The sequence below is a fragment of the Luteolibacter flavescens genome, assembly GCF_025950085.1.
Taxonomy (GTDB): Bacteria; Verrucomicrobiota; Verrucomicrobiia; order Verrucomicrobiales; family Akkermansiaceae; genus Haloferula; species Haloferula flavescens.
The window spans coordinates 212,910-237,837 of sequence record NZ_JAPDDS010000007.1 but is presented as its reverse complement, the minus strand read 5'-3'; the positions used below and the strand labels follow the sequence as shown (position 1 = coordinate 237,837).

Annotated in this window: 25 protein-coding genes; 10 read left to right on the top strand and 15 right to left on the bottom strand. The window is 62.3% G+C overall.

Annotation, left to right across the window (positions count from 1 at the left end; genetic code table 11):
- Positions 1 to 35: 35 nt before the first annotated feature.
- Entirely contained in the window at positions 36 to 3,107 is a 3,072-nt protein-coding gene (locus OKA04_RS14510) for a PAS domain S-box protein (RefSeq protein ID WP_264501903.1), read from the top strand.
- 18 nt (positions 3,108 to 3,125) lie between these two features.
- Here the strand turns inward: OKA04_RS14510 and OKA04_RS14505 are convergent, their stop codons facing one another.
- The 5 genes from OKA04_RS14505 to OKA04_RS14485 all read right to left on the bottom strand — a co-directional run bounded on the left by OKA04_RS14505 (position 3,126) and on the right by OKA04_RS14485 (position 6,376).
- Complete coding sequence (locus tag OKA04_RS14505) at positions 3,126 to 3,611, bottom strand: response regulator (RefSeq protein WP_264501902.1); 486 nt, start codon at positions 3,609 to 3,611, stop codon at positions 3,126 to 3,128.
- 58 nt (positions 3,612 to 3,669) lie between these two features.
- The gene (locus OKA04_RS14500) at positions 3,670 to 3,999 is read right to left on the bottom strand and encodes a hypothetical protein (RefSeq protein WP_264501901.1); all 330 of its coding nucleotides are present in this window, start codon (positions 3,997 to 3,999) and stop codon (positions 3,670 to 3,672) included.
- A gap of 63 nt (positions 4,000 to 4,062) precedes the next feature.
- Positions 4,063 to 4,581 carry a fasciclin domain-containing protein gene (locus OKA04_RS14495; RefSeq protein ID WP_264501900.1) on the bottom strand — a complete coding sequence of 173 codons (519 nt, stop codon included), beginning with the start codon at positions 4,579 to 4,581 and terminating at the stop codon, positions 4,063 to 4,065.
- A 538-nt stretch (positions 4,582 to 5,119) separates the two neighbouring features.
- Complete coding sequence (locus OKA04_RS14490; protein ID WP_264501899.1) at positions 5,120 to 5,593, bottom strand: hypothetical protein; 474 nt, start codon at positions 5,591 to 5,593, stop codon at positions 5,120 to 5,122.
- A 126-nt stretch (positions 5,594 to 5,719) separates the two neighbouring features.
- Positions 5,720 to 6,376 (bottom strand): response regulator, encoded by a 657-nt coding sequence (locus OKA04_RS14485; RefSeq protein WP_264501898.1) that lies wholly within the window; start codon positions 6,374 to 6,376, stop codon positions 5,720 to 5,722.
- A 229-nt stretch (positions 6,377 to 6,605) separates the two neighbouring features.
- On the opposite strand from OKA04_RS14485, the gene OKA04_RS14480 reads away from it, so the two are divergent.
- Positions 6,606 to 7,073, top strand: a complete 468-nt coding sequence (locus tag OKA04_RS14480; RefSeq protein ID WP_264501897.1) for a hypothetical protein — start codon at positions 6,606 to 6,608, stop codon at positions 7,071 to 7,073.
- Positions 7,074 to 7,148: 75 nt separating this feature from the next.
- On the opposite strand, the gene OKA04_RS14475 is transcribed toward OKA04_RS14480, so the two are convergent.
- From OKA04_RS14475 to OKA04_RS14465, 3 genes are all read right to left on the bottom strand, one after another.
- Entirely contained in the window at positions 7,149 to 7,775 is a 627-nt protein-coding gene (locus tag OKA04_RS14475) for a fibronectin type III domain-containing protein (RefSeq protein WP_264501896.1), read from the bottom strand.
- Between the two features lie 116 nt (positions 7,776 to 7,891).
- The gene (locus OKA04_RS14470; RefSeq protein ID WP_264501895.1) at positions 7,892 to 8,521 is read right to left on the bottom strand and encodes a response regulator; all 630 of its coding nucleotides are present in this window, start codon (positions 8,519 to 8,521) and stop codon (positions 7,892 to 7,894) included.
- An 11-nt stretch (positions 8,522 to 8,532) separates the two neighbouring features.
- On the bottom strand, positions 8,533 to 9,489 hold the full coding sequence (locus tag OKA04_RS14465; RefSeq protein WP_264501894.1) for a sensor histidine kinase: 957 nt from the start codon (positions 9,487 to 9,489) through the stop codon (positions 8,533 to 8,535).
- Between the two features lie 393 nt (positions 9,490 to 9,882).
- Here OKA04_RS14465 and OKA04_RS14460 point away from each other — a divergent pair, with 393 nt between their 5' ends.
- Positions 9,883 to 10,614 carry a CAP domain-containing protein gene (locus tag OKA04_RS14460; RefSeq protein WP_264501893.1) on the top strand — a complete coding sequence of 244 codons (732 nt, stop codon included), beginning with the start codon at positions 9,883 to 9,885 and terminating at the stop codon, positions 10,612 to 10,614.
- Positions 10,615 to 10,724: 110 nt separating this feature from the next.
- Here the strand turns inward: OKA04_RS14460 and OKA04_RS14455 are convergent, their stop codons facing one another.
- The 4 genes from OKA04_RS14455 to OKA04_RS14440 all read right to left on the bottom strand — a co-directional run bounded on the left by OKA04_RS14455 (position 10,725) and on the right by OKA04_RS14440 (position 15,108).
- Positions 10,725 to 11,249, bottom strand: a complete 525-nt coding sequence (locus OKA04_RS14455; RefSeq protein ID WP_264501892.1) for a GNAT family N-acetyltransferase — start codon at positions 11,247 to 11,249, stop codon at positions 10,725 to 10,727.
- Positions 11,250 to 11,341: 92 nt separating this feature from the next.
- Positions 11,342 to 11,875 carry a hypothetical protein gene (locus tag OKA04_RS14450; RefSeq protein ID WP_264501891.1) on the bottom strand — a complete coding sequence of 178 codons (534 nt, stop codon included), beginning with the start codon at positions 11,873 to 11,875 and terminating at the stop codon, positions 11,342 to 11,344.
- Between the two features lie 82 nt (positions 11,876 to 11,957).
- Positions 11,958 to 12,488, bottom strand: coding sequence for a hypothetical protein (locus OKA04_RS14445; protein ID WP_264501890.1), 531 nt, complete (start codon positions 12,486 to 12,488; stop codon positions 11,958 to 11,960).
- A gap of 289 nt (positions 12,489 to 12,777) precedes the next feature.
- The gene (locus OKA04_RS14440) at positions 12,778 to 15,108 is read right to left on the bottom strand and encodes a Tex family protein (protein ID WP_264501889.1); all 2,331 of its coding nucleotides are present in this window, start codon (positions 15,106 to 15,108) and stop codon (positions 12,778 to 12,780) included.
- Between the two features lie 129 nt (positions 15,109 to 15,237).
- On the opposite strand from OKA04_RS14440, the gene OKA04_RS14435 reads away from it, so the two are divergent.
- Positions 15,238 to 16,038 carry an ABC transporter ATP-binding protein gene (locus OKA04_RS14435; RefSeq protein ID WP_264501888.1) on the top strand — a complete coding sequence of 267 codons (801 nt, stop codon included), beginning with the start codon at positions 15,238 to 15,240 and terminating at the stop codon, positions 16,036 to 16,038.
- Positions 16,039 to 16,065: 27 nt separating this feature from the next.
- On the opposite strand, the gene OKA04_RS14430 is transcribed toward OKA04_RS14435, so the two are convergent.
- A complete protein-coding gene (locus OKA04_RS14430; protein ID WP_264501887.1) occupies positions 16,066 to 17,046 on the bottom strand; it encodes a hypothetical protein in 981 nt (326 codons plus the stop codon).
- A gap of 133 nt (positions 17,047 to 17,179) precedes the next feature.
- On the opposite strand from OKA04_RS14430, the gene OKA04_RS14425 reads away from it, so the two are divergent.
- The 5 genes from OKA04_RS14425 (at position 17,180) to OKA04_RS14405 (ending at position 20,935) form a co-directional block, all read left to right on the top strand.
- Positions 17,180 to 17,536: a hypothetical protein gene (locus OKA04_RS14425; protein ID WP_264501886.1), complete on the top strand. Its 357-nt coding sequence runs from the start codon at positions 17,180 to 17,182 to the stop codon at positions 17,534 to 17,536.
- A 113-nt stretch (positions 17,537 to 17,649) separates the two neighbouring features.
- On the top strand, positions 17,650 to 18,354 hold the full coding sequence (locus tag OKA04_RS14420; RefSeq protein ID WP_264501885.1) for a succinate dehydrogenase cytochrome b subunit: 705 nt from the start codon (positions 17,650 to 17,652) through the stop codon (positions 18,352 to 18,354).
- A gap of 36 nt (positions 18,355 to 18,390) precedes the next feature.
- Positions 18,391 to 20,361 (top strand): fumarate reductase/succinate dehydrogenase flavoprotein subunit, encoded by a 1,971-nt coding sequence (locus OKA04_RS14415; RefSeq protein WP_264501884.1) that lies wholly within the window; start codon positions 18,391 to 18,393, stop codon positions 20,359 to 20,361.
- A gap of 50 nt (positions 20,362 to 20,411) precedes the next feature.
- Positions 20,412 to 20,639 (top strand): addiction module protein, encoded by a 228-nt coding sequence (locus OKA04_RS14410; RefSeq protein ID WP_264501883.1) that lies wholly within the window; start codon positions 20,412 to 20,414, stop codon positions 20,637 to 20,639.
- Positions 20,636 to 20,935, top strand: coding sequence for a type II toxin-antitoxin system RelE/ParE family toxin (locus tag OKA04_RS14405; protein WP_264501882.1), 300 nt, complete (start codon positions 20,636 to 20,638; stop codon positions 20,933 to 20,935). The genes OKA04_RS14410 and OKA04_RS14405 overlap by 4 nt, the downstream gene beginning before the upstream one ends.
- Before the next feature lie 6 nt (positions 20,936 to 20,941).
- Here the strand turns inward: OKA04_RS14405 and hemB are convergent, their stop codons facing one another.
- Entirely contained in the window at positions 20,942 to 21,925 is a 984-nt protein-coding gene (gene hemB / locus OKA04_RS14400; protein WP_264501881.1) for a porphobilinogen synthase, read from the bottom strand.
- A gap of 134 nt (positions 21,926 to 22,059) precedes the next feature.
- Between hemB and hemW the strand changes: the two genes are divergently transcribed.
- The gene (gene hemW / locus OKA04_RS14395; protein ID WP_264501880.1) at positions 22,060 to 23,145 is read left to right on the top strand and encodes a radical SAM family heme chaperone HemW; all 1,086 of its coding nucleotides are present in this window, start codon (positions 22,060 to 22,062) and stop codon (positions 23,143 to 23,145) included.
- Between the two features lie 2 nt (positions 23,146 to 23,147).
- On the opposite strand, the gene OKA04_RS14390 is transcribed toward hemW, so the two are convergent.
- The gene (locus OKA04_RS14390; RefSeq protein ID WP_264501879.1) at positions 23,148 to 24,635 is read right to left on the bottom strand and encodes a glycoside hydrolase family 75 protein; all 1,488 of its coding nucleotides are present in this window, start codon (positions 24,633 to 24,635) and stop codon (positions 23,148 to 23,150) included.
- Between the last annotated feature and the right edge of the window lie 293 nt (positions 24,636 to 24,928).

Below are 24,928 nucleotides of genomic sequence, written 5' to 3'. Positions count from 1 at the left end.
GCTTGCTGGCTATAACATGCCGGAACCCGCGCGGCGTGGCAGCCACCACTTTCGCGCGGGGATGGGTCACCCTCTCCATGCACCACCCGAGTGAAGCCAGCGTAGCCATCTACTTCTGCGGACCCGCGGGAGAGATCTTGTCCTACAATCAGGCTGCGCACCTCCTGTGGGAAGGACTTCCGGGCAGCGTGCCGTGGTGCGGACCCATCCGTTTCCTAAGGGAAGACGGCAGCCCGATTCCGGACGAGGATCTGCCGCCACTGCGGGCATGGCGTGGCGTTGGGGTGATTCCACGGGAGGATGTTTTGTTAGAAGCCCCATCGGGCAAGCGGATCCGGGCATCGGTCCGAGCGGAATTGCTGTGCAATGCCACCGGCCAGGCAGCCGGCGTCTCGGTCAGGATCATGGTGGCGGATGCGGGTGATACAGAGTCAACCCTGAGCCGACTTCCCCTTGAGAATCCTTCTCCGGTCATCCGCCTTGATGGCGGCACGTGGCTCGGATTCGCCAATCCTGCGGCGATCAAATGCCTGCGGGAGTGGAATGTGCAACCGGGGCAGCCTGCACCGACCCCGCTGGTGAAGCTGGCGGCAGAGGCGGCGATGCTCGGAGTGGCCACGGACTTCGAGCAAACCATCGGAGGCAAGACCTACATCATCAAGGTGGTGCCGGTGTCTCCGGGAATGCATACGAACTTTTACTTCACCGACATCACCGAGCTGACGAGGCTGGAGCACGGCCTGAGATACAGCCAGAAGCGCCTGGAAGCGCTCGCGCTCCATTCTCCGGTAGCAACGTATGTGAAGGATTCTGCGGGCCGCTACACCCAGGCAAATCCGGTGGCATGCCACTATCTGGGTAGCACGGGCGAGGTCGTGGGCTTGACCGATCAGCAGCTTTTGCCACCGGACATCGCCGAGAGGATCCGCAGGATCGATCTCGAAGTCATCCAGTACGGCAAGTCCATCCTCACGGAAGAGCAGGTGGGACACTGGCGCTTCCTTAGTTCGAAATTCCCCCTCCCCGATGAAAACGGGAACATGACCCAGGTGGGCGGCATTTCCCTGGAGATCACTGAGCGTGCCGAGATGGCGACGAAGCTCCGTGAAAGCGAGGAGCGCTTCCGTATCCTCGCGGAAAATGCACCCGTCGGCATCTTCCTTTCCTCCGTGGAGGGCCAAGTGCTTTTCGTCAACCGCAGTTGGTGCGCGATGGCCGGACTTACCGCGGATCAGGCGCTGGGCAGCGGCTGGACTTCCGCCCTTCACCCGGAAGACCGGGAGCGGGCGTTGAAAGACTGGCACGGCTCGATGGTGGGAGAGGCGCCTTCCACCTGCGAATTCCGCTTTCTCCACGCGGACGGCACCGAGGTGTGGACGCTGGGATGCGCAACGCCGCTGACAGACACGAAAGGCACGGTCACCGGCTTCATCGGGAGCTGCACCGATGTCACCGAGAGCCGTCAGGCGGATCTCCTCCTGCAGCGCCAGGCGGCACGCCTCCGCCTGCTGTGGGAGGCGGCCGGGATCATCCTGAGCAACGAGCGGCCGGACGTGATGCTCCAGCAGCTCTTTGACAAGATCCGCCCGCATCTCGATCTCGATGCCTTTTTCAGCTTCATGGTGGATCCGGATGGCGACGGCCTATCGCTCTTCTCCTGCTCCGGCATCACGGACGAGCAGCGGGCATCGCTGGGCAAACTCCAATATGGGCAGGCCATCTGCGGGACGGTCGCACTGAATCGGGAGCCGATGGTGGTGACCTGCATCCAGCAGTCGGACGATGACATCTCCTCCCTGGTGAGGGGGTACGGTGTCTCGGTATATGCCTGCAATCCGCTGATGGCTGGCGGCGAGCTGTTAGGGACGCTTTCCTTCGCCAGCCGCAGGCGCACGCAATTCGACGCGGATGAGATCGAGTTCCTCGAAACGATCTCGCATTACTTCACCGGAGCGTATGTGCGCTGGCGATTGCTGGAGGACCTGCGGGCCACAGACCGGAGGAAGGATGAGTTTCTGGCCACCCTCGCCCACGAGCTGCGGAATCCCTTGGCGCCGATCCGTGCGGGACTGGGCGTGATCAAGATGACCGAGGGGATTCCCCAGGAACTCGATGTCGTCAGATCGGCGATGGAGCGCCAGATGGACCAACTCGTCACGCTCGTGAACGACTTGATCGACGTGTCGCGCATCACCCTCGGCAAGATGAACCTGCGGCTCAGCCGCTGCCGTTTCCACGAGATCCTCGATAGCGCCACCGAGGCCTCGCGACCTGGCATCGACGAGGCTGGACACCGGCTGGAGATTTCCATTCCGGATCACGACATCCACTTGCACGCCGATCCGCATCGTCTGGCACAGGTGATCTCGAATCTCCTGAACAACGCCGCGAAGTACACTCCGCGAGGCGGCACCATCCGGGTGGAGGCGGAGGTCATCGACGGAGAAACCCTCGCCGTGCGGGTGAAGGATACCGGCAAGGGCATCCCGGCCCACATGCTGGAGCGGATTTTCGATATGTTTGCTCAGGTCAATCCGGCACCGATGGACGACGGTGGCCTGGGAATAGGGCTCACCTTGGTGAGATCACTCACCCGGATGCACGGAGGCAGCGTGCGGGCGGAGAGCGCCGGCCCCGGTGAGGGCAGCGCATTCCAACTGCTGCTCCCCATCCTGCCGGCAGCGCCCGTGACGGAATGGTCTAATGAAGAAGAATCGATGGACAAGAACAGTGGCACGGCCGGAACGGCCAAGAGGGTATTGATTGTGGATGACAATGCGGATGCAGCCACAACCCTCGCGATGGCGGTGAAGCTGATCGGCCACAAGGTGGCAACCGCCGAGAATGGCCTAGCCGCGCTGGACCTAGCACCGAGCTTCCTGCCCGACGTGGTGCTCATGGACTTGGGCATGCCGGTGATGGATGGCTGGGAGGCCGCCCGGAGGATGCGCGCCGAGCCTTGGAGCAAGTCGGTCCATCTCGTGGCCGTCACCGGTTGGGGACAAGACAGCGATCGAGAGCGAACCAAGGCCGCCGGATTTGACCATCATATCGTGAAGCCGACCGATCTGGATACTTTGCGCAGCCTGCTCGGCTCGGCGTCGTGAGGAAGAATGATCGGGCCTCTAAGCCTGTCCTTGCTGATAGCCACGGATCACGGCACGCAGGTCATCCGGTCGAACCGGCTTGGCCATGTGGTGATCAATCCCCGCCTCGGCGCAGGAGCGCTTGTCCTGCTCCAGATCATGGCCGCTGAGGGCGATGATGACGATCTCCTTCCCATCCGGTTGCTCACGGATGCGGCGTGAGGCTTCCAAGCCATCCATCTCCGGCATGCCGATGTCCATGACGATAAGCTGCGGCTGGAACGACGGCGTGACCTCGACTGCCATCCGCCCGTCATAAACCACCTGCACGGTGTGTCCCTCCATCTCGAAAAACATCGCCAGAATGTCGGCAGCATTCTTGCCATCGTCCGCCACAAGGATCCGAAGATTTCCTTTAGGCAAGCTGATCGGCAGGTGGTCGGTGGGGACGGTCATCGTATCACGGGCCTCAGCCTCGAAAATCACCGGGGAGTGAATCGCTTTTATCCGGGAAAATTCAAGCAAACCTTGTCGCCGGTGCAATTTGCTTTGGCTGGCCCGATATGACGGGCAATTTGCCACGTCACTCCGACACCTTGATCATCAAAACCTTCTCGGTGGGAATCCAGTTTTCCACTGTTCCGTTCTTCAAGACACACCATTCGCTGGAAAGCCGGATGAGTTCTCCCTTCACCGTACCGTCCGCCTCAAAGCCGGACGATGTCATTTCTGTGCCGGAACGACCTTCACGGATAGCTCGCGCGTCGACGGAAACGACACACTTCTTTCCGAGTGGGTTGTCTCCATTGGCAACCGATGTGCCGGGGCTCACAGGAGTTTGCCCTTGCAGTCCCATCAGGGCAAAGCCGCCGAGGGTCAGGGCTGATGCAATGAACAATGAATTCGATTTCATGGGTCTGGAAGATGGAAGCTTTGAATGTCTCCAACAGGATGCGGGCCGCTTTTGGCCCGCAGGTCACTCGGTGTCTGGCTCCAGCACCATATTGATCACGTGGACCACGCCATTGGTGGCTTCGATGTCAGCGTCGAGCACCTCGCCCCGACCGACCCACACAATGCCGTCCGACTTCTTCAGAACGACGCGGCTACCCTGCAATGTCGGAACGTCTTCAGTGGAGATGTCGCCTGTCTTCATCTCTCCGCGGAGAATGTGATACTGGATGATCCCTGCGAGCAGCGCGCGGTTTTCCGGTTTGGATAGCTCGGTCATCGTGCCCTCGGGCAAGGCGCGGAAAGCATCATTCGTGGGCGCAAGCACGGTGAAGCGGCCATTCCTGCGCAACGAGTCTTCCACACCCGATGCCTTGATGGCGTCGGCAAAGAGGGAAAGCTCGGGCTTCGCGGCGATCACGCCTAGAACATCCTTGGGCTGTTCCTTAGGAGCGACGGGACGCACCGGATCGTTTTGAGCTAGTCCCGTCCCGAAGATCAGGGCCGCGGCGAATGATGTGATGGTCTTGGCAGTAGTTTTCATAAGATACCTCCTTGATCCCATCTCAGCATTTGGCGGGCAGATAGCCTCCGCAGTGAAGAACCACTTGATTCGTTCGGATCCAAAGCGATCATGACAATTGGTCACATCGACCGAAAGCATAGCGAACAAGTGGCGGAAGAATCACGCATCATGCTTGTTACCTGATAATTGCAGCCAATGCCCTCCCAAGAAGAACATCCTATATCCAGGGCCTTGAATGCGCAATAAGGCGACAAACCTGAAAAAATTGAGGTGCCCAATCAGGTTACAAATCCCCATCCAAATGCCTCAAATCTTCGCAAGCTGCACCTCCTGAACCCACGATTTGCAATCTATCATAAATACATCCCATGTATCGATTCAGACGGTTCCAGCCGATGACGAGAACCCATTCTCATAGTCATCCGGTCAGACTCCTGACGCACCCATTGCAGAGCACGTCGGGAAGCGCTGAATCCGTGATCAAAGCTTACTGCCCTTCCATCAGGATCACGTTTCCCGGCGCGCAGTCGCCCAAACGTCCACCACAAAGTTCCATTCAAGAAGTCGGCGACTCGGACTTCTCAAGCCGCTCCCATGCGGCGCGTGCCGCCTGTTTTGCCTGACTCCACTCCAAGGCTGAGTTGCCCTTTCCCTGTTCCCACTGTTCTCGCAGCTTCGTCTCGTTTTCTTCAAAGCTGGTGCCACCGGAATCTCGGAAGCCCTCCTCGCCGATTCGCAATGCTGCAGCGAAGTCATCGTAGCTGTAGCCGCGGTCAAAGAACGGCTCTCGCTCGAGGTTTTCCTTCCAGTATATCTCCTCGCTCTTGGCACCCGCTCCGGCGACAAATCCTATCGCGGCACCGGCTCCTGCGCCGATCACCGCTCCGGCGACCGTTCCGGCGGGACCTGCGAGCGAACCGATGACGCCGCCGGCAATCGCACCATGCGCTGCGCCGAAGGTCGTTCCGAACTCCTTGCCCTCGGGATCATCCGAGAGCGACTTGGCCTCTAGTTGGTGGTCCTCCTTCATGAAGACCTTTCCAGCGGATGATGTACCGCTCGCAGCCGCGAAACTTCAGCTCCTTGAAATAGGAGACTCCAATGCAAAAGGCCGACGCAGGTCTTGCAATGTGCTACTGCGGCGGAGGCGGCTTCATCACGGGATCACATTCTTCGCAGTGCCGCCCATCTCCACCCACACGACCGCTTCACGCATCACCGCCGGAGCGTCGGCCAGTCCGAGCTTCAGGCGGATGTTCGTTCGATGCGCGTCCACGGTGCGCGGGCTGATATGCAGCGTCTCGCCGATCTGTGGAGTCGGCACGCCGCGGCCGATCATTTCGAAAACTTCCAATTCCCTGTCGGTGAGGCTGGAGAGCCCGGAGCGCGTGTTCCCCCGGCCCAGACGATTCAGGATCTGACCTGCCACGCGTTCGCTGAGGTAGAGCGAGCCGCGCAGGACATCCATCATCGCCTTCAGAAATTGCTCGGTGGAAGACCCCTTCATCAGGTAGCCGCGACCGCCCGCGCGGATCACCCGCTCCGCATAGAGCAGTTCGTCATGCATCGAGAAAACCAGCACCGGAATGGACGGGCAGAGCGCCTGTAGATCCTTGATAAGCTCGAGCCCGCTCTTATCGGGCAGGGTGATGTCCATGATCACCAGGTCAGGCATCACCTGTGGGATCAGAGTCAACGCCTCGGCCGCGTTTGCCGCTTCGCCGCAAAAGGTCCACTCGGGCTCCGCACCGATCGAGTGTCGCAGTCCGCCGCGCAGCATGGGGTGGTCATCAACCACGAAAATCTTGGGCATGGGGAGGTAGTTTTACGGGACAATCATCGGTCTGGTCAAACGAGTTTCAAGTCCCCCTTTCACGTCATCCGCATGCCGCATTGCCTCCTGCAATGCGATCCGTGCAATTCATGGAGCTGCAAGGATGAAGGGTCACCCCTGATTGGCGAAAAAGTCCTGAATCCATAAGGATTACAGCCCACTCGCCGACCGGCATGGGAGCTGCGGAATGCTGGCGTTTTCTCCGACCATGAAACACCCGCTTCTCACGCACTACCGGAGCCAACTCGCCGCCCTGCATGAAACCGAACTCCGGTTCCAGGCCCTTTCCGGCCAGCTCGTCCTTTCGGTTCCTTCGCTGGGTGGCTACCTGTGCGGCATCGAGAGCGACTCGCTCCAGAGGTGCGACAGCTTGCGGTCGCTTCTCACGACACTCCCCCACCCCCGCTGCACGGCGAGCGTCGGAGGGAAGGAGATCGCGCAAGTCGCCATCGCTCGCGGACTCACCGAGAAGCGGGCACTTGCTCTGGAAATCTGTGCGCGGATGCACCACCAGCTTATCAATGGGTATCGTGTCGCCCGGGAACTGGCCCACCGGCTCGAGCGGCATCGCCATGCCTCGCGCATCGACGTGATGCTCGCGAAGATGACCGACAACTTCCCTTGCAGCAAGATGCCGGAAGAAACGCAGCAGGAATTCGCAACCATCGCTGGATGACTGATGATCGTGTGCCCCCCGCTGACCGCATCAGCGCGAACAGCGGAGGTCTCTTTCATTCTCAATCGGGCGACGCTATCGTTGCTCGCCGAAGGCATTCGAGGAGCCGACCTTGAAGAACATCCGCGGTCTATCCACCGCGTGTGGAAACTCGAAATATAGCCAATCGGCATCCATCCGTGCTGGCTCGCTCGCCAGAACATCGCCGGTAGCTGACCAAGTGCGAAGATCTTCGCTGGTGTAGATGGTGAATTTCTCCGCTGCTGGCGCATTGTCGGCTCTCGGATAACGCCATTGAAGTTCGGCCTGTCCGGGCGATCCCACGCTCACCGAGGTATCGGCGACGGGTAGCGGCACTTCCGCTTTCACGGTCAGCTCTGCTGAGAGCGGGCCTTCATCTCCTGCGGCATTGTAGGCGCTCACCGCGAGGAAATAGGGCGTGCCCAGGCTGACAGGCGGGAGTTCCACGCGGGTGGCACCCTTCACATCGATGACCGCGGAATAGCTGCCGCTGTCGGTGCCGAAGTGGACCTTGTAGCCCACCACGTCCGGCTCGGGATTTGGCGACCACTCCAGCGAGACGCTGCTGGACGGCGTGATCGCAGCGGAGGCGGCCATGGGCGTTGCACCGAGGAACAGCAGGCCACCGGCGAAGAGTCGCCACGGCGAGATGGCGAGATTTCGGGTTTCTAAATGAGACATCTCCCACGATGCCGGAATCCCGCGTACCCGACAGGGGCGCTCTTGCTGATTTCCTTGTCGGTGGATTCACCGACAAATCCCTAACAATATCCGTTCGTTGACAAACTCCGCTTATCCTAGCTGATGATCCCGTGTTTCATCGCGTAACGGGTCAGCTCCACGTTCCCGGCTAGCTGCAGCTTCTCGGAAATGCGGCTGCGATAGGTTGCGATGGTCTTCTCGCTCAGGGCCAGCTCGGCGGCGATCTCCTTGATCGAGCGACCTTCCGCGATGCGCTTCAGCACCTGCAGCTCACGATGGGACAAAGCCTCATGCGGCTCGCCGTCCCAGCCTTCCGCCACGGCGCGGGCCAGCCTCTCCGCAACGATGGCGCTGATGTAGCGGCCCCCAGCTAGCACCTTCTTCACGGCCGAGACGAGCACGTCGGCGGCGCTTTGTTTCGAGACGTAACCGGCAGCTCCCAGCTTCAGCGCCCGGATGGCAAATTCCTCCTCGGTGTGCGCACTCACCATCAGCACCGGCAGGGCAGGATACAGCCGACGGAGATCGCCGAGCAGGTCCAGACCATCGCGGCCGGGCAGATTGATATCTACGATGGCGAGGTGGTAGGTGACGACGCCCGCCATCTCCAGCGCGTCGCTCGCGGAGCCCGCCTCTCGAATGTAGGCGTCCGGGTATTCGTCGCCAAGCAACGAGCGCAGGCCGCGCCGCACCAACTCGTGATCATCGGCGATCAGGATGTTCATTCCCCCTTTGTTCATTCCCGCTTGCATGGCAGTTCAGCGACGACCTCGGTACCCTTGTCTGGATTGGAGGTCACGCGCAGGGAGCCGCCGCAGGACTCCGCACGCTCGCGCATGCCGAGAAGTCCCAAGGCTCCTCTTCCCCGATCTCCGTCGGGCTTCATGCCCACGCCGTCATCGGTGATGGAAAGCCTCAAGCGCCCCTGATGCGTGCCACAGCAAACAACAACCTCCGACGCTTCCGCGTGGCGAATCACGTTCGTCATCGCTTCTTGAAAAATCCGGTAAGCAGTGGTGGCGATCTCTTGCGGGAGCCTCTCCGGCACTCCGGTGACGTCCACCGTGATGGCAATGCCGCTGCGCTGCTGGAGACGCTTCGCCTCCTGGATGAGCGCATCGTGTAGTCCGAGCCGGTCCAAGGCATCCGGCCGCAGATCAGCGGAGATGGACTGGACGGCAGCGAGCAACTGCTGCACCTGCCCCTCCATGTCCACGAGGCGGTCGATCAGCGGATTCACCGGCGCGGCATCATTCAGCTTTTCCAGCCGCCCTTCCATCCAGCGAAGATCGAGTGCGAGCACGGTGAGGGATTGCCCCAGTTGATCATGCAGCTCCCGGGAAAGGCGCGTGCGCTCCTCCTCGCGCAAGCGCTCCGAGCGCCCGGAAAGCTGGCGAAAGCAATCGCTCATCTCCACGACCAGATTGCGATTCCGCCGCTCCGCTCGACGCCAGCCCCGGTAGGCGCGTCGCAGCACGAAAAACAGTAGCAGCGAGGTGGTGGCGATGAAGTTCAGGCCTTTCAGCGCCTGCACCCATGCCGATCCATCTGGCCAGACCGAGCAGACCAGGTAGTCCGACAACACGACCCACAGGCCCGCGGCCAGAAGGTATGCGGCGGTGATCCGCCACTCGGGCCGCGGCATCACATCCGGCCACTCGGCGTGGATGTTTGCTAGAATTTTCTTCGACATCAATGGGTTGTCATTTTCCAGGGTGTTTCCTGTATATCGAACGAAATCGCCAAGTCAAACATGTGTCCCGACTTGCAGGCTTCATGCCGAATTTGATATCCTTCGTTTGCGTCGATGTTCCAAGTCGTCGAAAATGAAAGATGGCTGCAAAACCACGCTATACCGCCGGCCCGCAGAAAGCCGGACGCCCCCCGCTGAATGAGCCCCCCAACGACGGCTTTCCCGCGGAAAAGGACGTTTCAACCCCGCCGCCCGGCACTGACCGGGCAGAGGACAAGGGACAGGCATCCACCTCCGCGGAGAAACGACGACATCGCGAACCCGGATAAATATGCCATGAAAGCGACCCACCCTTGCATCCCAAACCCGACCCAAAATCGATTCGCGCCGATCGTGACCTGCCTGCTCTCCCTTGCAGGCGGCGCCATGGCGGCAGTCCCGCCGGAAGGCATCGTCTTCGTCCCATCAGCGAAGGAATTCGAAACCTACCGCCTGATCCGCGATCACCCGGATCAAAAACGCGTCCAGATGGTGCTGGATCCCCGCCTTTGCCTCGCCGCCCGCAAGCACGCCGAGGATACGCAGCGGCGAAAATTCTTCGCCCACATGAATCCCGATCAGGTGAATTCAAACCAGCGGGTGCTCAACGAAGGCTATCCGCTGCCCGCCAACTACACACCGTCGAGCAATTTCGTGGAAAGCATGCGCGGCTCCGGCGTGGACACGCCTGCCGACTCCGTGGCCGCCTGGCGAGCCTCCTCTTCACACGCGCCGCACGTCTTCGGCCAGACGGCATTTTATGCAGGTCAGGTGGTATTCGGAGTCGGCCATGCGCCTCCGTCCGGGCATCAGTATGCGACCTACGTTTTCCTGTCCGCTCCGCTCCCGACAGGAGAGCAAGGCTCGCCACTTCAGATCCTACGCCCAATGGTGGAAGTGAGATCCGGCAGCGTGGCGCTCACACAATTGCCTGCGCAGGCGATCGTGGAAGTGTGGAAAGCAGGGCCATCGCTCAACAACTTCACCTTCGACCGAACCGCCGTGGTGGGATCGAACCAGCGCATCCCGGTCGGGACTGCAACGGGCAACTCAGGCTTCTTCCGTCTGACCTATTATCGCCCGTGATGCGGCATCGTGTGCCGATTGCCTCGCCCGCCTGCAACTTGCAGAGGCCAGGCAATCGAAGTCGCAGTGAATGGCATTCCCTTCCTCCTGGGCCATTCGGTTAAAGGATGTCACAGCCGCCTCGCATACCTCAGCTCCTGCACGGGACAGCCGGAGATATCTTCGGTCTTCACGACACCATCCGGTGCGAAGCCGATGCTCTCACAGAAGCGCCGCGAGCGGTCATTCGCACCGATCACCCACTGCGTGATCTGTGAGAAGCCACGGCGCTTCGCCTGTCCCATCACCTCCTCCGCGAGATCCCGGCCCGCACCGCGCCCCCATGCGAGGGGGTCCACGAAGAACGAACCGATCTCGGCGGTTGCGGGCGCGGCTTCGGGGTCGGTGGATTCTGAAAAGGTGCAGAAGCCCGCCATGCGGTTGCCCTTCATCGCCACCAGCACGGTCTGTTGGCAAGGAGTGCCCAGCGCGTCCTTCCACTCCACCGCCCGACGCGACGCATCCATCTCCTGAAGCTTCGTTTCCGGTACCAATCCCTTGCACGCGGCCTGGCACGAGCGGATCTGGATCCCGGCGATCCGGGTGGCGTCACGGCCCGAGGCGTGACGGATCAAAAAACGATCAAGGGTTTTCACGTTGCACTACTTTGCACAAGCCACCCCCGCACCGCAACCTGACAACTGTTACGATCGATCCGTGGTTTCGCGTAAGCAAAATTCCTACTCTCTTACCTTTTCCGAAGTCCTTCGATCTGGCGCAGCAAGGCAGACCTCTGCCTGCTGACTTGCCTTTCCGCGTTCCGATAGTCGGACGCCTTTGAAGCGCCGCTGACCGTGCCGAAGATCGCGAAGCCAATGAAGAGCAAGCCGAACAAGGGGAACGGAAGCGGCGCTTCCATCCAAGAGGTTAATACCATCCAGACAATACCGAACAACACCATCGCCCCGCCGCCGAGCAGGCTACCTGTCTCGGTCGGCAAGAAACGGTGACCGTTCTCCCCGGTGACCATGAAGGATTCCCTCCGCAATGCCCACTCCCGGTCAAGTCGTGCCAGGTCGTTCTGGAGTTCGATCACGCGCAGGTTCCCGGCCATCTGCTCCGTGGTGCGGCCGATGTGCTCCAGCATCCTCGTGTGCGTCACCGTGGAATCGTGGACGATTTCAAGGCGGGCGTGGCAGTAGTTGCACGTGACGAAGCGGATCGACTCGTCGACCTGCAAGTCCGCGCCGCAACCCTGACAACACACCTTGGTCACTTTCATCGCATGGAGGATGAACGAAACATCATCCGGTCGGCACGTGGAATTTCACGCCTTGTGTGGAGTCCCCCGGGCAAGGATGCGCCTATCTTTTCCGGATTTCCTCGATCCGCTGCATCAGCTTGTAGCGCCTGCCTTGATAAGCCGAGAGCGCCTTTTTGTAGGCCGATGCCCGCTTCTCCGCATAGACGTGCATGCATGCTGCTGCCGCGATCAGAACGACCGCCCAGATGGGAGCACCGCCACCAATGAAGAATGAAAACGGAAGCGCAATCACGCCGAGTCCGCCCATGATCCAGCCGAATGCATAGTTGTCGAAAGAGGTGGGAAGAGCCTTGGGCCGGTTCTTTCCGGTGAAGATCTTGTGGCCATTCTCCTCGTGCTTCCATTGACGATCCATGCGGTCGAGATCGTTCTGGAGTTCGAGCACCGAGAGGCTGTCGGCAGCTTGCCCGGTGTTCCGCGCGATGGTCTCCAGCAGGCGGGTGTGGTCCGCCGCGGCGTCCCGGGTGATCTCTTGGCGGGCGTGGCAGTAGGTGCAGTTGAAAACACGGATCGAGTCCTCGATCTCCAGATCCGCACCGCAGCCAAGGCACCGCACCCTCGTGATTTTCATTTCGTGCAAGCTGGATGAAACGCCCCGCCGCCTGCACGCGGAAACTCGCAGCGGCTCGTCGATATTCCAAAGATGTGGCGGCGCATTTTGATGTAGCGAAACGACTGCGTCGTTTCGGCTGGGTGCGGTCCGCGGAGGTGATCAAGCTTACTACTTTGGCTCACGCTCTCCCCAGCCAGAACGGCGCAGCCGTTCTGCTACGAGGGACGGCCACGTCATGTAAAAAGAACAGGGCGCCCTCTCTGAAAAGAGGACGCCCCGAAATCCTGCCTTCGGCGAAAAAAGCCGCTTACTTCTTCTTCGCTTGGCCCATGGCCTGGCTGAACCAGTCATTGCCACCGCCGCCGCCCTGCTGCGGGCGATTGTCGCGGCGTTCCGGGCGCGGGCCGCGGTCATTTCCACCACCACCACCCGACGGGGCGCGGCGAGGTTCCATGTCTGGCTTCGACTTCATGGAGAGCGAGATGCGATTCCGGGGAAGGTCCACTTCCATCACGGTCACATTCACGTGCTGGCCCACCTTCACCACCTCGCTCGCGTCGCGCACGAAGTGATCCGCAAGCTGGCTGACGTGGACGAGACCGTCCTGGTGGACACCCACATCGACGAAGGCACCGAAGGCTGCGACATTCGTCACGATGCCCGGGAGCTTCATGCCGGCCTTCAGGTCCGAGGGCTTCTCGATGCCCTCGGCGAAGGTCAGGTGCTCGAATTGCTTGCGCGGGTCGCGACCGGGCTTCGAGAGTTCGGCGAAGATGTCCTGCAGCGTCGGCAGGCCGACATCACCGGAGACATACTTCTTCAGGTCGATCTTCTTCCGCGCGGCTTCATTCGTTAGCAGATCGGCGACCTCGCAGCCCACGTCCGCAGCCATCTGCTCGACCAGCGGGTAGCGCTCTGGGTGAACCGCAGAGCCGTCCAGCGGGTGCTTGCTATCGCGGATGCGAAGGAAGCCCGCCGCCTGTTCGAAGGCCTTGTCACCGAGGCGCGGAACCTTCTTCAGCTCATCGCGCGAGGTGAAGCCACCGTGCTCCGTGCGGAAGGCGACGATGTTTTCCGCGAGCGAGGCATTCAGGCCGGAAACGTAGGCCAGCAGTTGCTTGGACGCGGTATTCAGCTCCACGCCCACGGCGTTCACGGCGCTCTCCACGGTATCGTCCAGCGAGGTCTTCAGCGCGCGCTGATCCACGTCGTGCTGGTACTGGCCGACGCCGATGGATTTCGGATCGATCTTCACCAGTTCGGCGAGCGGGTCCATCAGGCGGCGACCGATGGAGACGGCACCGCGGACCGTGACGTCCTCGTTCGGGAATTCTTCACGGGCGACTTCCGAAGCGGAGTAGATGGAAGCACCGGACTCATTCACCATGATCACCGGGATGCCGGCGGGAAGCTTCAGCTTTTTCACGAAGGCCTCGGCCTCGCGGCTGGCGGTACCATTGCCGATCGCGATGGCCTCGATCTTGTACTTCGTGATCATCGTGGTCAGCTCGACCGCGGCTTCGTAGAGCTGGTTGTTCGAGCCCGCGGTCGCGTAGAGCACGGTGTGGTGCAGCAGCGCGCCCTGGGCATCCAGCGCCACGGTCTTGCAGCCGGTGCGGAAGCCGGGGTCGATGGCGAGCGTGCGCTTGCGGCCGAGCGGCGAGGCCAGAAGCAGCTCGCGGAGATTGTCGGCGAAAACGCGGATGGCCGTTTCATCGGCGGCCTTCTTGCCGGCGAGGCGCATCTCCGTCTCCATGGATGGCATCAGGAGACGCTTGCAGCCGTCCTCGACCGCCTGCTTCACCTGATCTCCCGCCGGGCCGCGACCGGTGACCCACTCGGGCTCGGCCATGCGGCTGATGCGCTCCAGCGGCACCTCGATGCGCATGATGAGGAAGCTCTCCTTTTCCCCGCGGCGGATCGCCAGCATGCGGTGGGACGGGATGCTCTTGAAGGGCTCGCTCCACTCGAAGTAGTCGCGATATTTCGCGGCTTCGGCATCGGTGTCCTTTCCATACATCACCTTCGAGGCCACGGTCGCCTCTTCCTCGTAGATCTTGCGGACGCGTCCGCGCAGCGCGGCATCGTCCGCCACGCGCTCGGCGATGATGTCGCGGGCACCGGCCAGCGCTTCGTTCGCATCGGCGACCTTCTTTTCCGCGTCCGTCTCGGTGTCGGCATTGACGAATTTTGCAGCCTCCTCGGCGGGATCGGCACCTTGATTCGCGAGCAGCCACTCGGCGAGCGGCTCCAGGCCCTTCTCCTTCGCCTTCGTCGCGCGGGTGAGGCGCTTCGGGCGGAAGGGCGCGAAGATGTCCTCCAGCACGGTCATCGTCCCGGCGGCGTCGATCTTCTTCTTCAGTTCCGGCGAGAGCAGGTTGCGCTCTTCCAGCGACTTGATGATCGAGGCGCGGCGCCCATCGAGCTCGACGAGCTGCACCATGCGGTCGCGCACGGCCTGGATCTGCACTTCATCCAGCGAGCCGGTGGCTTCTTTCCGGTATCGGGAAATGAACGGGACCGTTCCACCCTCGGCCAGCAGTTTGGCGGTCGCAGCGACCGAGGTCACATTGATGCCGGTCTCCTTGGCGATGGTGATGATGTGCTGGGCTGCGGCTTCGTTCGGGACGTCACTCATGGGCGGGGGGCGAAAGTAGGCGTCTGCCGTCCGCCGTGGCAAGCGGGGGAAAATTTCAAGACCAAAGACGCACGGAAGTACGATGCTTTTTTCCGTGCCGGGTGGTTTGTGTCATGCTTTGTAAGGCGCGTGGCCTACCTCGAAATCCGCGACCTGCAGACCCATTTCAAAAAGCGCGCCGGCACGATCTTCTCCCCCACGGTGGAGACGATCCGCGCGGTGGACGGCGTGAGCCTGTCGCTGGAGAAGGGCGAGATCCTCGGCCTGGTGGGTGAGTCCGGCTGCGGGAAGTCCACGCTTTCCCGCACCGTCATGCAGCTTCTGCGCCCCACCGCCGGCTCGATCGTGCTGAATGGCGAGGACCTGGCGCAACTGCCGCCGTCCGAGGTGCGCAAGCGCCGCCTGGACTTCCAGATGGTCTTCCAGGACCCCTACGCCTCGCTGAATCCCCGGATGACCGTTTTCGCCACGCTGGCCGAGGCAATCCGCCAGCGTCACCCGAGCGTGGGCGGCGCAGATCTGGACGCGCGCGTGGCCAAGCTGATGGAAACCGTGGGCCTCGATCCCCGCTTCCAGAAGAAATACCCGCACGAATTCTCCGGTGGCCAGCGCCAGCGCATCGCCATCGCCCGCGCCCTCGCGCCGGAACCGAAGCTAATCATCGCGGACGAACCGGTCTCCGCCCTCGACGTCTCGATCCAGTCGCAGATCCTCAATCTTTTGAAGAAGCTGCGCGCGGAACTCGGACTGACGATGATTTTCATTACCCACGACCTCGGCGTCGTCCGCTACCTCGCGGACCGCATCGTGGTGATGTACAAGGGGAAAATCGTCGAGGAAGGCGAAGCGGAGGCACTTTTCGACAACCCGCAGAACGCCTACACCAAAAAGCTCCTCGCCGCGATCCCAAAGCTCGCGGCGACGGCGTGATGCCGGGTAGCTGCTCCGCCAGCCTCGTCACGCAAGTGGCAAGGAACTATCCGCCCGGCACAATCGGTCATGCAGGGCTCGCACCGCCTCGGCGTGCGGATGCACGGTCTGACTGCCGAGACGTTCAATAAACCGGCATGAGGCGAAGCCGGAAGCCAATGCCTCGTATCCTTCCACCCAGCGCTTCCGGCGGGGAACCTCCTCGGAGGGAAAGGGCCACTTCGATTTGGGCAGCCATTCCTTTGGCCTGTAACCGATGCGCCAGTACTTCGGGCTGACCCGGGCACGAAAGCAGTCCTGCAACGCACACAACCGGGAGAAACGCGGGTCGGTGTTGACCGCCTCGAACGCCTTCTTTGCCGAATCGCCCTGTGGATCGAAAACATCGTGCATTGCAAGCACCCGGTAGCCGGCAGGGGTTTCGTAGACGCGAAGGTGCCAGTCGGGATGGGCAGAAGCAAAGGCGCGGACCTTTTCAAGGTTTTCCTGCTTCGCGCGGGCCTCGCCGTCACTGCGACGGGCGCGGTTGATCCGCCACAGGACGTGAGACCAGATCCAGGGAATTCCGATGGCGAGGGCCGCGCCGATCCAGAGAGACTTCAGCACCAACCCCGCAACAACTCCCGCCAGAACAACTGCCAGGCAGCCAACGAACGGGACATGCAGGGCTCCGCGCCACGGGGCATCGACATCGGCGAACAGCACGTCGGGCGTATTCAGGCAGAGAGACCCGTAGCTATTGCGGGTGACAATGGCGTGGTCATGGCGGGACACGACCTCCTCGCGGATCGGGACGCCTTCCGCAGTGCCGTAGGTGTCCCTGGGTTCGCGCCGCCGGAGCGACTCGCCGGCGAGGATACGCTCCATGGCCTCTTTTGCCCGCTGTTCGGCGAGCGCTTGGGCATCCTTCTGGCTCATCTCCGACCACCCCCAGCGCCGCACGGTGACCTGACGCCCGGCACTCTTTGTCTGCAAGCGCGCTTCAGCCCAAAAATGCGGTATGATCACCTCCCGAACATGCTGGGGCCGTGACAGCCGTGTCAAAGACAAGAGAACGGACTCCGTGGCACTCGCCGAAAGTAGCATGATACGCGGGGAGGTTTCCCTTGCCCAGATGTCCTGCCCGGCCAGACTCGCGGGGATGAATCCTTTCCTCCTCAAAACCCTGCACCTGGCCGGTGCGCTGGGCGTTTTCACGGCCATGGGCGCCATTATCGCAGCTTCCGGTGAGAATACCAAGAAGTGGGCGAATATCCTCCACGGCGTCTCCCTCATGCTCCTGCTGCTCATCGGCCTGCACATGCTCTTCGGCCCGCCCTTCAAGTGGGCGACGAATGCCCCCGGCGGCTGGTGGCACGCGAAGATCGTGCTGTGGCTCGTCCTCGGTGCCGCTCCGGCGCTGGCGAAGAGGAAGGTGATGCCCGCCCCCGCCCTGCTCGGTGTGGTGCTCCTTTCCGGCATCGGGGCCGCCTACCTCGGCCTCGCCAAGCCGTTTTGATCCGCTTCAATCGCTTTTTTCACCGCCGATCCTGTGGCCGCGGGACTCTCCCCTTGCATGGCCACGGGGGCACCCCGTAAATCTCGCGCGCGCCGGTCCAGCAACCACCGTCCATGAACGCACCCGCCTGCTCCTCTTTTCCCATCGTCTGTCGTGTCTGGAAGTCCTCCATCGGACGGAAATACATCGTCGCCATCACCGGCCTCGCCCTCGTCCTCTTCCTGGCCGGTCACCTGACGGGCAACTTGGTGGTCTTCCTCGGCCGTGAGGCATTCAATGACTACGCGCAGTTCCTCCACCACTTCCTCCACGGAGCCGGGGTATGGGTCGCACGCATCGGCCTGCTGGGTGCCGTGGTCCTCCACGTGGCCGCCACGGTCTCGCTGACCGCGGAGAACCGGGCAGCCCGCACCGCCTACGAGAAGGAGACGAACATCCAGACGAGCAAGTCTTCCCGCATCATGATCTGGAGCGGCATCACGATCCTGGTCTTCGTGATCTACCACCTGATGCACTTCACCCTGCGGCTGGGGAATACCTACAGCAGCTACCGCGATGAACTGGGCCGCCACGATGCCTGGCAGATGGTCGTCGATGGCTTCTCGGTGTGGTACGTCTCGGCCTTCTACGTCCTGGCCATGACGCTGCTCTGCTCGCACCTCAGCCACGGCGTGGGTGCCATGTTCCAGACGCTCGGCCTGCGCTCGAAGAAGTCCGCCCCGCTCATCACCGTGGTCTCGAAAGGCTACGCCGCCTTCATCTGGATCGGCTTCGTCTCCATCCCCGCCGCCATTTACATCTTCGGATTCGGCCGCTGATTCCTCACCGAACGCCTTTCCCACACCTTTCCAGCCATGGCTCTCGACAGCAAAATCCCGTCCGGTCCGATCGAACAGAAGTGGTCCAAGCACAAGATGGACTCCAAGCTGATCAACCCGGCGAACAAGCGGAAATTCACCGTCATCGTCGTCGGCTCCGGCCTCGCCGGCGGTGCCGCGGCCTCCTCGCTCGCCGAGATGGGCTACAAGGTGAAGTGCTTCTGCTACCAGGACAGCCCGCGCCGCGCCCACTCGATCGCCGCGCAGGGCGGGATCAATGCCGCGAAGAACTACCAGAACGACGGCGACTCCGTGCGCCGCCTCTTCTACGACACCATCAAGGGCGGCGACTTCCGCGCCCGTGAGGCGAACGTGTATCGCCTCGCCGAGGTCTCGAACAACATCATCGACCAATGCGTCGCGCAGGGCGTGCCCTTCGCCCGCGAATACGGCGGCCTGCTGGACAACCGCTCCTTCGGCGGCGCGCAGGTTTCCCGCACCTTCTACGCCCGCGGCCAGACCGGACAGCAGCTCCTCATCGGCTGCTACCAGGCACTGGAAAAGGAGATCCACAAGGGCGGCGTGACGATGTACCCGCGCACCGAGATGCTGGACGTGGTCCTCGTCGATGGCCACGCGAAGGGCATCGTGGTCCGCGACATGGTCACCGGCAAGATCAGCTCGCACGCGGGCGACGCCGTCATCCTCGCCACCGGCGGCTACGGCAACGTCTTCTTCCTCTCCACGAATGCGATGGGCTGCAACGTGACCGCGGCCTGGCGCGCGGCGAAGCGTGGCGCGTATTTCGCGAACCCCTGCTACACGCAGATCCACCCGACCTGCATCCCGGTCAGCGGCGACTACCAGTCGAAGCTGACGCTGATGTCCGAGTCGCTCCGCAATGACGGCCGCGTCTGGGCACCGAAGACTCGCGAGATCGCCGAGAAGATCCGCAGTGGCACCCTCAGCCCGTCCGACGTGGCCGAGGACGACCGCGACTACTATCTGGAGCGCAAGTACCCATCCTTCGGCAACCTTGCCCCGCGTGACATTTCCTCGCGTGCTGCGAAGGAAGCGTGCGACGACGGTCGCGGCATCGCGAAGACCGGCCTGGGTGTCTACCTCGACTTCCGCGACGCGACCGCGCGTCTCGGCGAGGCGACCATCCGCGCCCGCTACGGCAACCTCTTCCAGATGTACGACAAGATCGCCGGCCAGGATCCGTACAAGCAGCCGATGATGATCTACCCCGCGGTGCACTACACCATGGGCGGCCTCTGGGTGGACTACAACCTGATGTCGAATGTCCCCGGCCTACACGTGCTGGGTGAGGCGAATTTCTCCGACCACGGCGCGAACCGCCTCGGTGCCTCTGCCCTGATGCAGGGCCTCGCCGACGGCTACTTCGTCATCCCCTCCACCATCGCGAACTACCTCGCGACGCAGAAACCCGGCACGATCAAGCCGGACCAGCCGGAATTCAAGGCGGTGGAAGCCGAAGTCACCGAGCGCACGAACAAGCTGCTCTCGATCAATGGCAAGCGCACCGTGGACAGCTTCCACAAGGAGCTTGGCGGCATCATGTGGGAGAAGTGCGGCATGGCCCGCTCCCGCGAAGGCCTCACCGAGGCGATTGCGAAGATCCCGCAGGTCCGCGAGGAATTCTGGCAGAATGTCCGGATCCCCGGCTCCGGCGCACAGGCGAACATGGAGCTGGAGAAAGCGGGCCGCGTGGCCGACTTCCTCGAATTCGGCGAAATGATGTGCTACGACGCCCGCGACCGCGAGGAAAGCTGCGGCGGCCACTTCCGCACGGAGCACCAATTCACCGACGCCGACCCCGAGGTGCAGGCAGGCAAGACCCAGCCGGGCGAGGCCAAGCGCCACGACGACAAATTCTGCCACGTCTCCGCCTGGGAATACAAGGGCGCGAACTCCGAGCCGGAACTTCACAAGGAACCGCTTTCCTTCGAGGCGGTCCACCTGTCGATCCGCAGCTACGCGTGAGGTGGAAACTTCAACTTTCCTCCCCTCGGGAGGAATGATAGTTTCCGCCCATGGACGCCCTCACCCTTGAGGAAGAAGCACTCAAGCTGCCGCCCCTCGCGCGCATCCGCTTGGCCGACCTGCTCTACACGAGCCTGGAGGTCGAAGCGGATCGCGACTGGAAGCGGAAGGCTCAGGATGAGTGCGACTCCCGATGGGAGGCCTACAAGCGTGGGGAGATCGCGGCGGTGGATGCCGCCGAAGCGATCAAGACGCTTCAAGCGAGGTTCGGTCGATGAACGTTCGATTCCTCACGGTTTGCCTCGCGGAAATCGAAGAGGCCTTGACCCGGTATGAGGATCAAAGTCCGGAACTACCGGAAAGGATACTCAGCGAGATCGCGGACGCGGTTGAGAAACTCAGCCCGTTTCCCGAAGCTTTTCATCTGTTGAGCCCGCCCTATCGCAGGGTTTTACTCTCGAAGTTCCCCTACATCCTCTTTTTCCGGGTGGATCCAGATGAGGTCGTTGTGGTGGCGTTCTTCCACCAACATTCCGACCCCAAGAAGTGGCGATCCCTCTTGAGGAATCGGTGAGCGCCATCAAGCCTTCAACCACTGCGACGCCCGTTTCGCGTAGTAGGTCAGGATCATGTCGGCCCCGGCGCGCTTGATGCCCATGAGGCTTTCGAGCGCGATGGCCTTGCCATCCACCCATCCGGCGGCGGCGGCACTCTCGATCATGAGATACTCGCCGCTCACCTGGTAGGCAGCTACGGGAAGCGTCGTACTTTCCCTTACCCGGGTGATGATGTCGAGGTAGGGGCCGGCGGGCTTCACCATCACCATGTCCGCACCTTCCGCCTCGTCCAGCAGCACCTCGCGGATCGCCTCGCGGGCATTCCCCGGGTCCATCTGGTAGGTCTTCTTGTCGCCCTCCTTCGGCGCGGAGTCGAGCGCCCCGCGGAAAGGTCCATAGTAGGCCGACGCATACTTCGCGGAGTAGCTGAGGATGGACACCTGATCGAAGCCCGCGCCATCGAGAGCCGCGCGCATCGCTGCCACCCGGCCGTCCATCATGTCGCTGGGAGAGACGATGTCCGCCCCCGCGTGCGCGTGGCAGAGCGCCTGCAGGCAAAGGATCTCAACCGTCTCGTCATTCAAGATCTGCAGTTCTCCCCGTTCGTCCCGCTTCACCACGCCGTCGTGGCCGTCGGAATTGTAGGGATCGAGCGCCACGTCGGTGATCACACACAGCGTCGGGTAGGCCGCCTTCAGCGCGCGGATCGTCCGCGGCACGAGTCCTTCGGCATTGTATGCCTCCTCGGCGTGCGGGGTCTTCAGGTCTTCCTCGATCTTCGGGAAAAGCACCACCGCAGGGACGCCCAACGCGTGCGCCTCGCCCGCCTCCTTCACCAGTCCCTCCAGCGACCAACGCGTGACCCCGGGCATCGAGGCGATCGGCGTGTCCTCCGCATCCTCGTGGAGGAAGAGCGGCAGGATGAAATCCGCAGGGCTGAGGGTGTTTTCGCGGACCAGCGAGCGGATCGCCGGCGTGCGGCGGTTGCGACGGGGACGGATGTGCATCGTGCGTGGCGGGCTGTGAGGAACCCGCCCCATGTTCCCCCTCCCCGCCGGACTTGCAAAGGGCATTTCGCGCCCGGACACTGGTCATCTCGCCGCCGCCGTGCTCTCCTGCCCGGCCCGCCGGTCCGGGTCCGATGCTCCTCTACCTCCACATCCCGTTTTGCCACCGGGTCTGCCCCTACTGCTCCTTTTACAAGCACACGCCGGGCGACACCTCCATCGGCGCGTTCACGGATGCGCTGCTGGAGGAGGCACGCGGCAGGATTGCCGCGCTCGGGGAAAAGCCGCGCACGCTCTACCTGGGCGGCGGCACACCCTCCATGCTCTCGCCCACCCACCTACGGAAGCTCTTCGGCGGGCTGGGTGAAATCCTCGATCTCCACTCGCTCGACGAGGTCACGCTGGAAGCAAATCCCGCTACCTTCGACGTGGCGAAGGCCCGACTCTTCCGCGATCTCGGCGTCACCCGCGTCTCGCTCGGCATCCAGTCCTTCACCCCGCACGTGCTCCAGACCCTCGGCCGCGAGCATGATCCCGCCCAGGCGGCGGAAGCCGTGAAGGTGCTCCGCGAAGCCGGGATGCCCGTGGTGAACATCGACCTGATGTTCTCCATTCCCGGCCTCTCGAATGACGACTGGCGGCAGACGCTGGAAACCGCGATCTCGCTGAAGCCGGATCACATCTCCGCCTACAATCTGACCTACGAGGAAGACACCGCATTCTTCGAGGGCCTGCAGCGCGGCGACATGGATGCGGATGAAGACCGTGACGCCACGCAATTCTTCCTCGCGAATGACCTGCTCGGTGCCGCGGGCTACGAGCACTACGAGACCTCGAATTACTCGCAGCCCGGCTTCCGCTCCTCGCACAATCGCGGCTACTGGCGCGGCGAGGACTACCTCGGCCTCGGCCCGTCCGCGGTCTCGACGCTCGGTGGCGTGAGGACGCAGAACCTGGCCGACACCGCAGGCTACGTCCGCATGATCGGCACGCTCGGCAATGCGATCGTGGAAAGCGAATCGCTCGATCTGGAGCAACGCCGGCTCGAGCGCATCGCGCTGATGCTGCGCACTGAGGAAGGCGTCCCGCTTTCGCTCGTGGACGGCGGCGCGGTTTCCCGCCTGTTAGAGCAAGGCTTTGCCGAGATCCGCGGCGACGCGCTGGTGCTCACCCGCGAGGGGTCACCACTGGTCGATCCCATCGCGGCCGAGCTCGCGTGAATTCATTGCCCCGGAGCCGGGGTTGCTTCCGGCGTCGGAGTTGGTGCCGGTGGCGTCAGATCCGGCAGCAGGTTTTCCCAGCGATGCAGCTCCACGCCCTCGCCGAGACCGCCGCATTCCTTCAGCAGTTCACCGCAGCGCTCGCGCCACTTCTCGTAATCCGGCGGCCCCTTCTTCTCCTCGCGCGAACCGGGGAAGACGAGGTAGGTCACGACCAGATCGGACTCCGGCCGACTGTAGGGTGATGCCCGCGAATTGATCTGCTTCGCCATGCGCAGCGAGGCCTCGCCCACTTTAAAGGATGGACCGCCATCGCCGACGATTGCCGGGTAGAGCTTGTCGCCGTGCACGACCACCGCGTAGTCGCCCGCCTTTGGCGCGAAGGATTCGCGGGCCGTGAGCAGGTTCACGGGGATGACGATGAAGGGATCATACTCCGCGATCAGGAAGCTGCGCGACTTCATGTCCGCGATGCCGCGCTGGAGTTCCTTGATGCGGTTGCGCAGCCAGGTCTTGCGCTCGGCGGTGGTCGATGATTCCGCGATCTCGCGGTTGGCATTGCCGATGCGCTTCTCAAAGCCCGCGATCATCGGGTTCGGTGTGGCTGTCTGCTTCGGCCAGCCGTAGCTCGTGTAGGGCTGGTAGTGCGTGGAGTTCACGATGGCATCGGGCATCGTCGGCAAGCGGTCGCCATCTGAACCATCCGAGACCACGTCCATCTCCGCCTGAAGCAGGAAGACCTTACGATTCGTCTCCGGATGCGTCAGGTTCAACATCGTCTCGCAGTCGTAGTAGTTGTGCTTCGTCAGGAGCTCGTTGAGCTTCGTGGACTCGGCGCGGAGGCTTCTCGTCTTCCGGTCGTAGAGCTCGTAGAACCAACGGGAGACCTCCGCCTTTTCCATCATCACCGGGAGGCCGGGCAGCAGCTTGGCCAGCCGCGGATTCACGGTGTGGAGTTCATCGAGCGTCTTCGATGGCTCGGGCACGCGGATCTTCAGCGTGTATTCGGCGGTGTAGGAATTCGCGTCCTTTCGCTCGATCGAGGCAATACCGCCCTTCTCCACCTTCACCTCCGTCTTGAAAGGAATGCCGGAGCGCAGCGTACGCACATCGCCGCCGCTCTGGGCGGTGTGCGAGGACAGCGGGGGCTCGGGCGCGGTGGCTCGCCGCTCGGCATCGTCCGCCTGCTTTTTCAGCGCGGCGAGGTCGCGCTGGTAGTTCTCTTCCAGCTCCTCCATCTGCTGGCGGTGCCGGGCTTCCAGATCCTGGAGCTGGTCTCCTGAGTCGTCATTCTTCACCACCACGGCCGGTGCCGATGGTGGTTGGAGCAGGTTCTTCACCCCGCGGAGGATTTTCTGACCGGGCTTCGTGAAGGGCAGGATGACGCCGGCAAGGACGATGATGAATGCGGATGCTCGCAACCACGGGAAGCCGCCCTTGGGAGAGTGCCGTCGCAGGCCTTCGATGTGATTCGGGTCTCCAGAACTCATGTGCGGGATACTACGAGCGGAAATCGCAGACTTCCAAGTGGAGAGAGGTTAAAATGCTCCACCTGCTTGAAATGGGGCTGCCGGGATTTTGGGACGGGCAGAGGGAGACAACGAAACGGTCGAAATTGACGAAAGAAGAGGAAGGCCCGTGATGCGGCTCACCAGTGTTGCCGGACTCGCTCGTTCGTTCGCCATCGCCCTCCGAAGAATGAGAAAAGGAGGCATCGCGAGCAGAGGAACGCTCGTGAACGAGAGAGCAAGGAGGACCACTCGGGCCGGTCTAATGACCGGCG

Excerpts from the sequence above, each read along its gene's own strand:
- OKA04_RS14425 (WP_264501886.1), top strand. The coding sequence starts at position 17,180 with ATGAATCCTTTCCTCCTCAAAACCCTGCACCTGGCCGGTGCGCTGGGC.
- OKA04_RS14500 (WP_264501901.1), bottom strand. The coding sequence starts at position 3,999 with ATGAAATCGAATTCATTGTTCATTGCATCAGCCCTGACCCTCGGCGGC.
- hemB (WP_264501881.1), bottom strand. The coding sequence starts at position 21,925 with ATGCACATCCGTCCCCGTCGCAACCGCCGCACGCCGGCGATCCGCTCG.
- OKA04_RS14465 (WP_264501894.1), bottom strand. The coding sequence starts at position 9,489 with ATGTCGAAGAAAATTCTAGCAAACATCCACGCCGAGTGGCCGGATGTG.
- hemW (WP_264501880.1), top strand. The coding sequence starts at position 22,060 with ATGCTCCTCTACCTCCACATCCCGTTTTGCCACCGGGTCTGCCCCTAC.
- OKA04_RS14450 (WP_264501891.1), bottom strand. The coding sequence starts at position 11,875 with ATGAAAGTGACCAAGGTGTGTTGTCAGGGTTGCGGCGCGGACTTGCAG.
- OKA04_RS14405 (WP_264501882.1), top strand. The coding sequence starts at position 20,636 with ATGAACGTTCGATTCCTCACGGTTTGCCTCGCGGAAATCGAAGAGGCC.
- OKA04_RS14410 (WP_264501883.1), top strand. The coding sequence starts at position 20,412 with ATGGACGCCCTCACCCTTGAGGAAGAAGCACTCAAGCTGCCGCCCCTC.
- OKA04_RS14445 (WP_264501890.1), bottom strand. The coding sequence starts at position 12,488 with ATGAAAATCACGAGGGTGCGGTGCCTTGGCTGCGGTGCGGATCTGGAG.
- OKA04_RS14480 (WP_264501897.1), top strand. The coding sequence starts at position 6,606 with ATGAAACACCCGCTTCTCACGCACTACCGGAGCCAACTCGCCGCCCTG.
- OKA04_RS14485 (WP_264501898.1), bottom strand. The coding sequence starts at position 6,376 with ATGCCCAAGATTTTCGTGGTTGATGACCACCCCATGCTGCGCGGCGGA.
- OKA04_RS14470 (WP_264501895.1), bottom strand. The coding sequence starts at position 8,521 with ATGAACATCCTGATCGCCGATGATCACGAGTTGGTGCGGCGCGGCCTG.
- OKA04_RS14495 (WP_264501900.1), bottom strand. The coding sequence starts at position 4,581 with ATGAAAACTACTGCCAAGACCATCACATCATTCGCCGCGGCCCTGATC.
- OKA04_RS14490 (WP_264501899.1), bottom strand. The coding sequence starts at position 5,593 with ATGAAGGAGGACCACCAACTAGAGGCCAAGTCGCTCTCGGATGATCCC.
- OKA04_RS14390 (WP_264501879.1), bottom strand. The coding sequence starts at position 24,635 with ATGAGTTCTGGAGACCCGAATCACATCGAAGGCCTGCGACGGCACTCT.
- OKA04_RS14475 (WP_264501896.1), bottom strand. The coding sequence starts at position 7,775 with ATGTCTCATTTAGAAACCCGAAATCTCGCCATCTCGCCGTGGCGACTC.
- OKA04_RS14440 (WP_264501889.1), bottom strand. The coding sequence starts at position 15,108 with ATGAGTGACGTCCCGAACGAAGCCGCAGCCCAGCACATCATCACCATC.
- OKA04_RS14415 (WP_264501884.1), top strand. The coding sequence starts at position 18,391 with ATGGCTCTCGACAGCAAAATCCCGTCCGGTCCGATCGAACAGAAGTGG.
- OKA04_RS14420 (WP_264501885.1), top strand. The coding sequence starts at position 17,650 with ATGAACGCACCCGCCTGCTCCTCTTTTCCCATCGTCTGTCGTGTCTGG.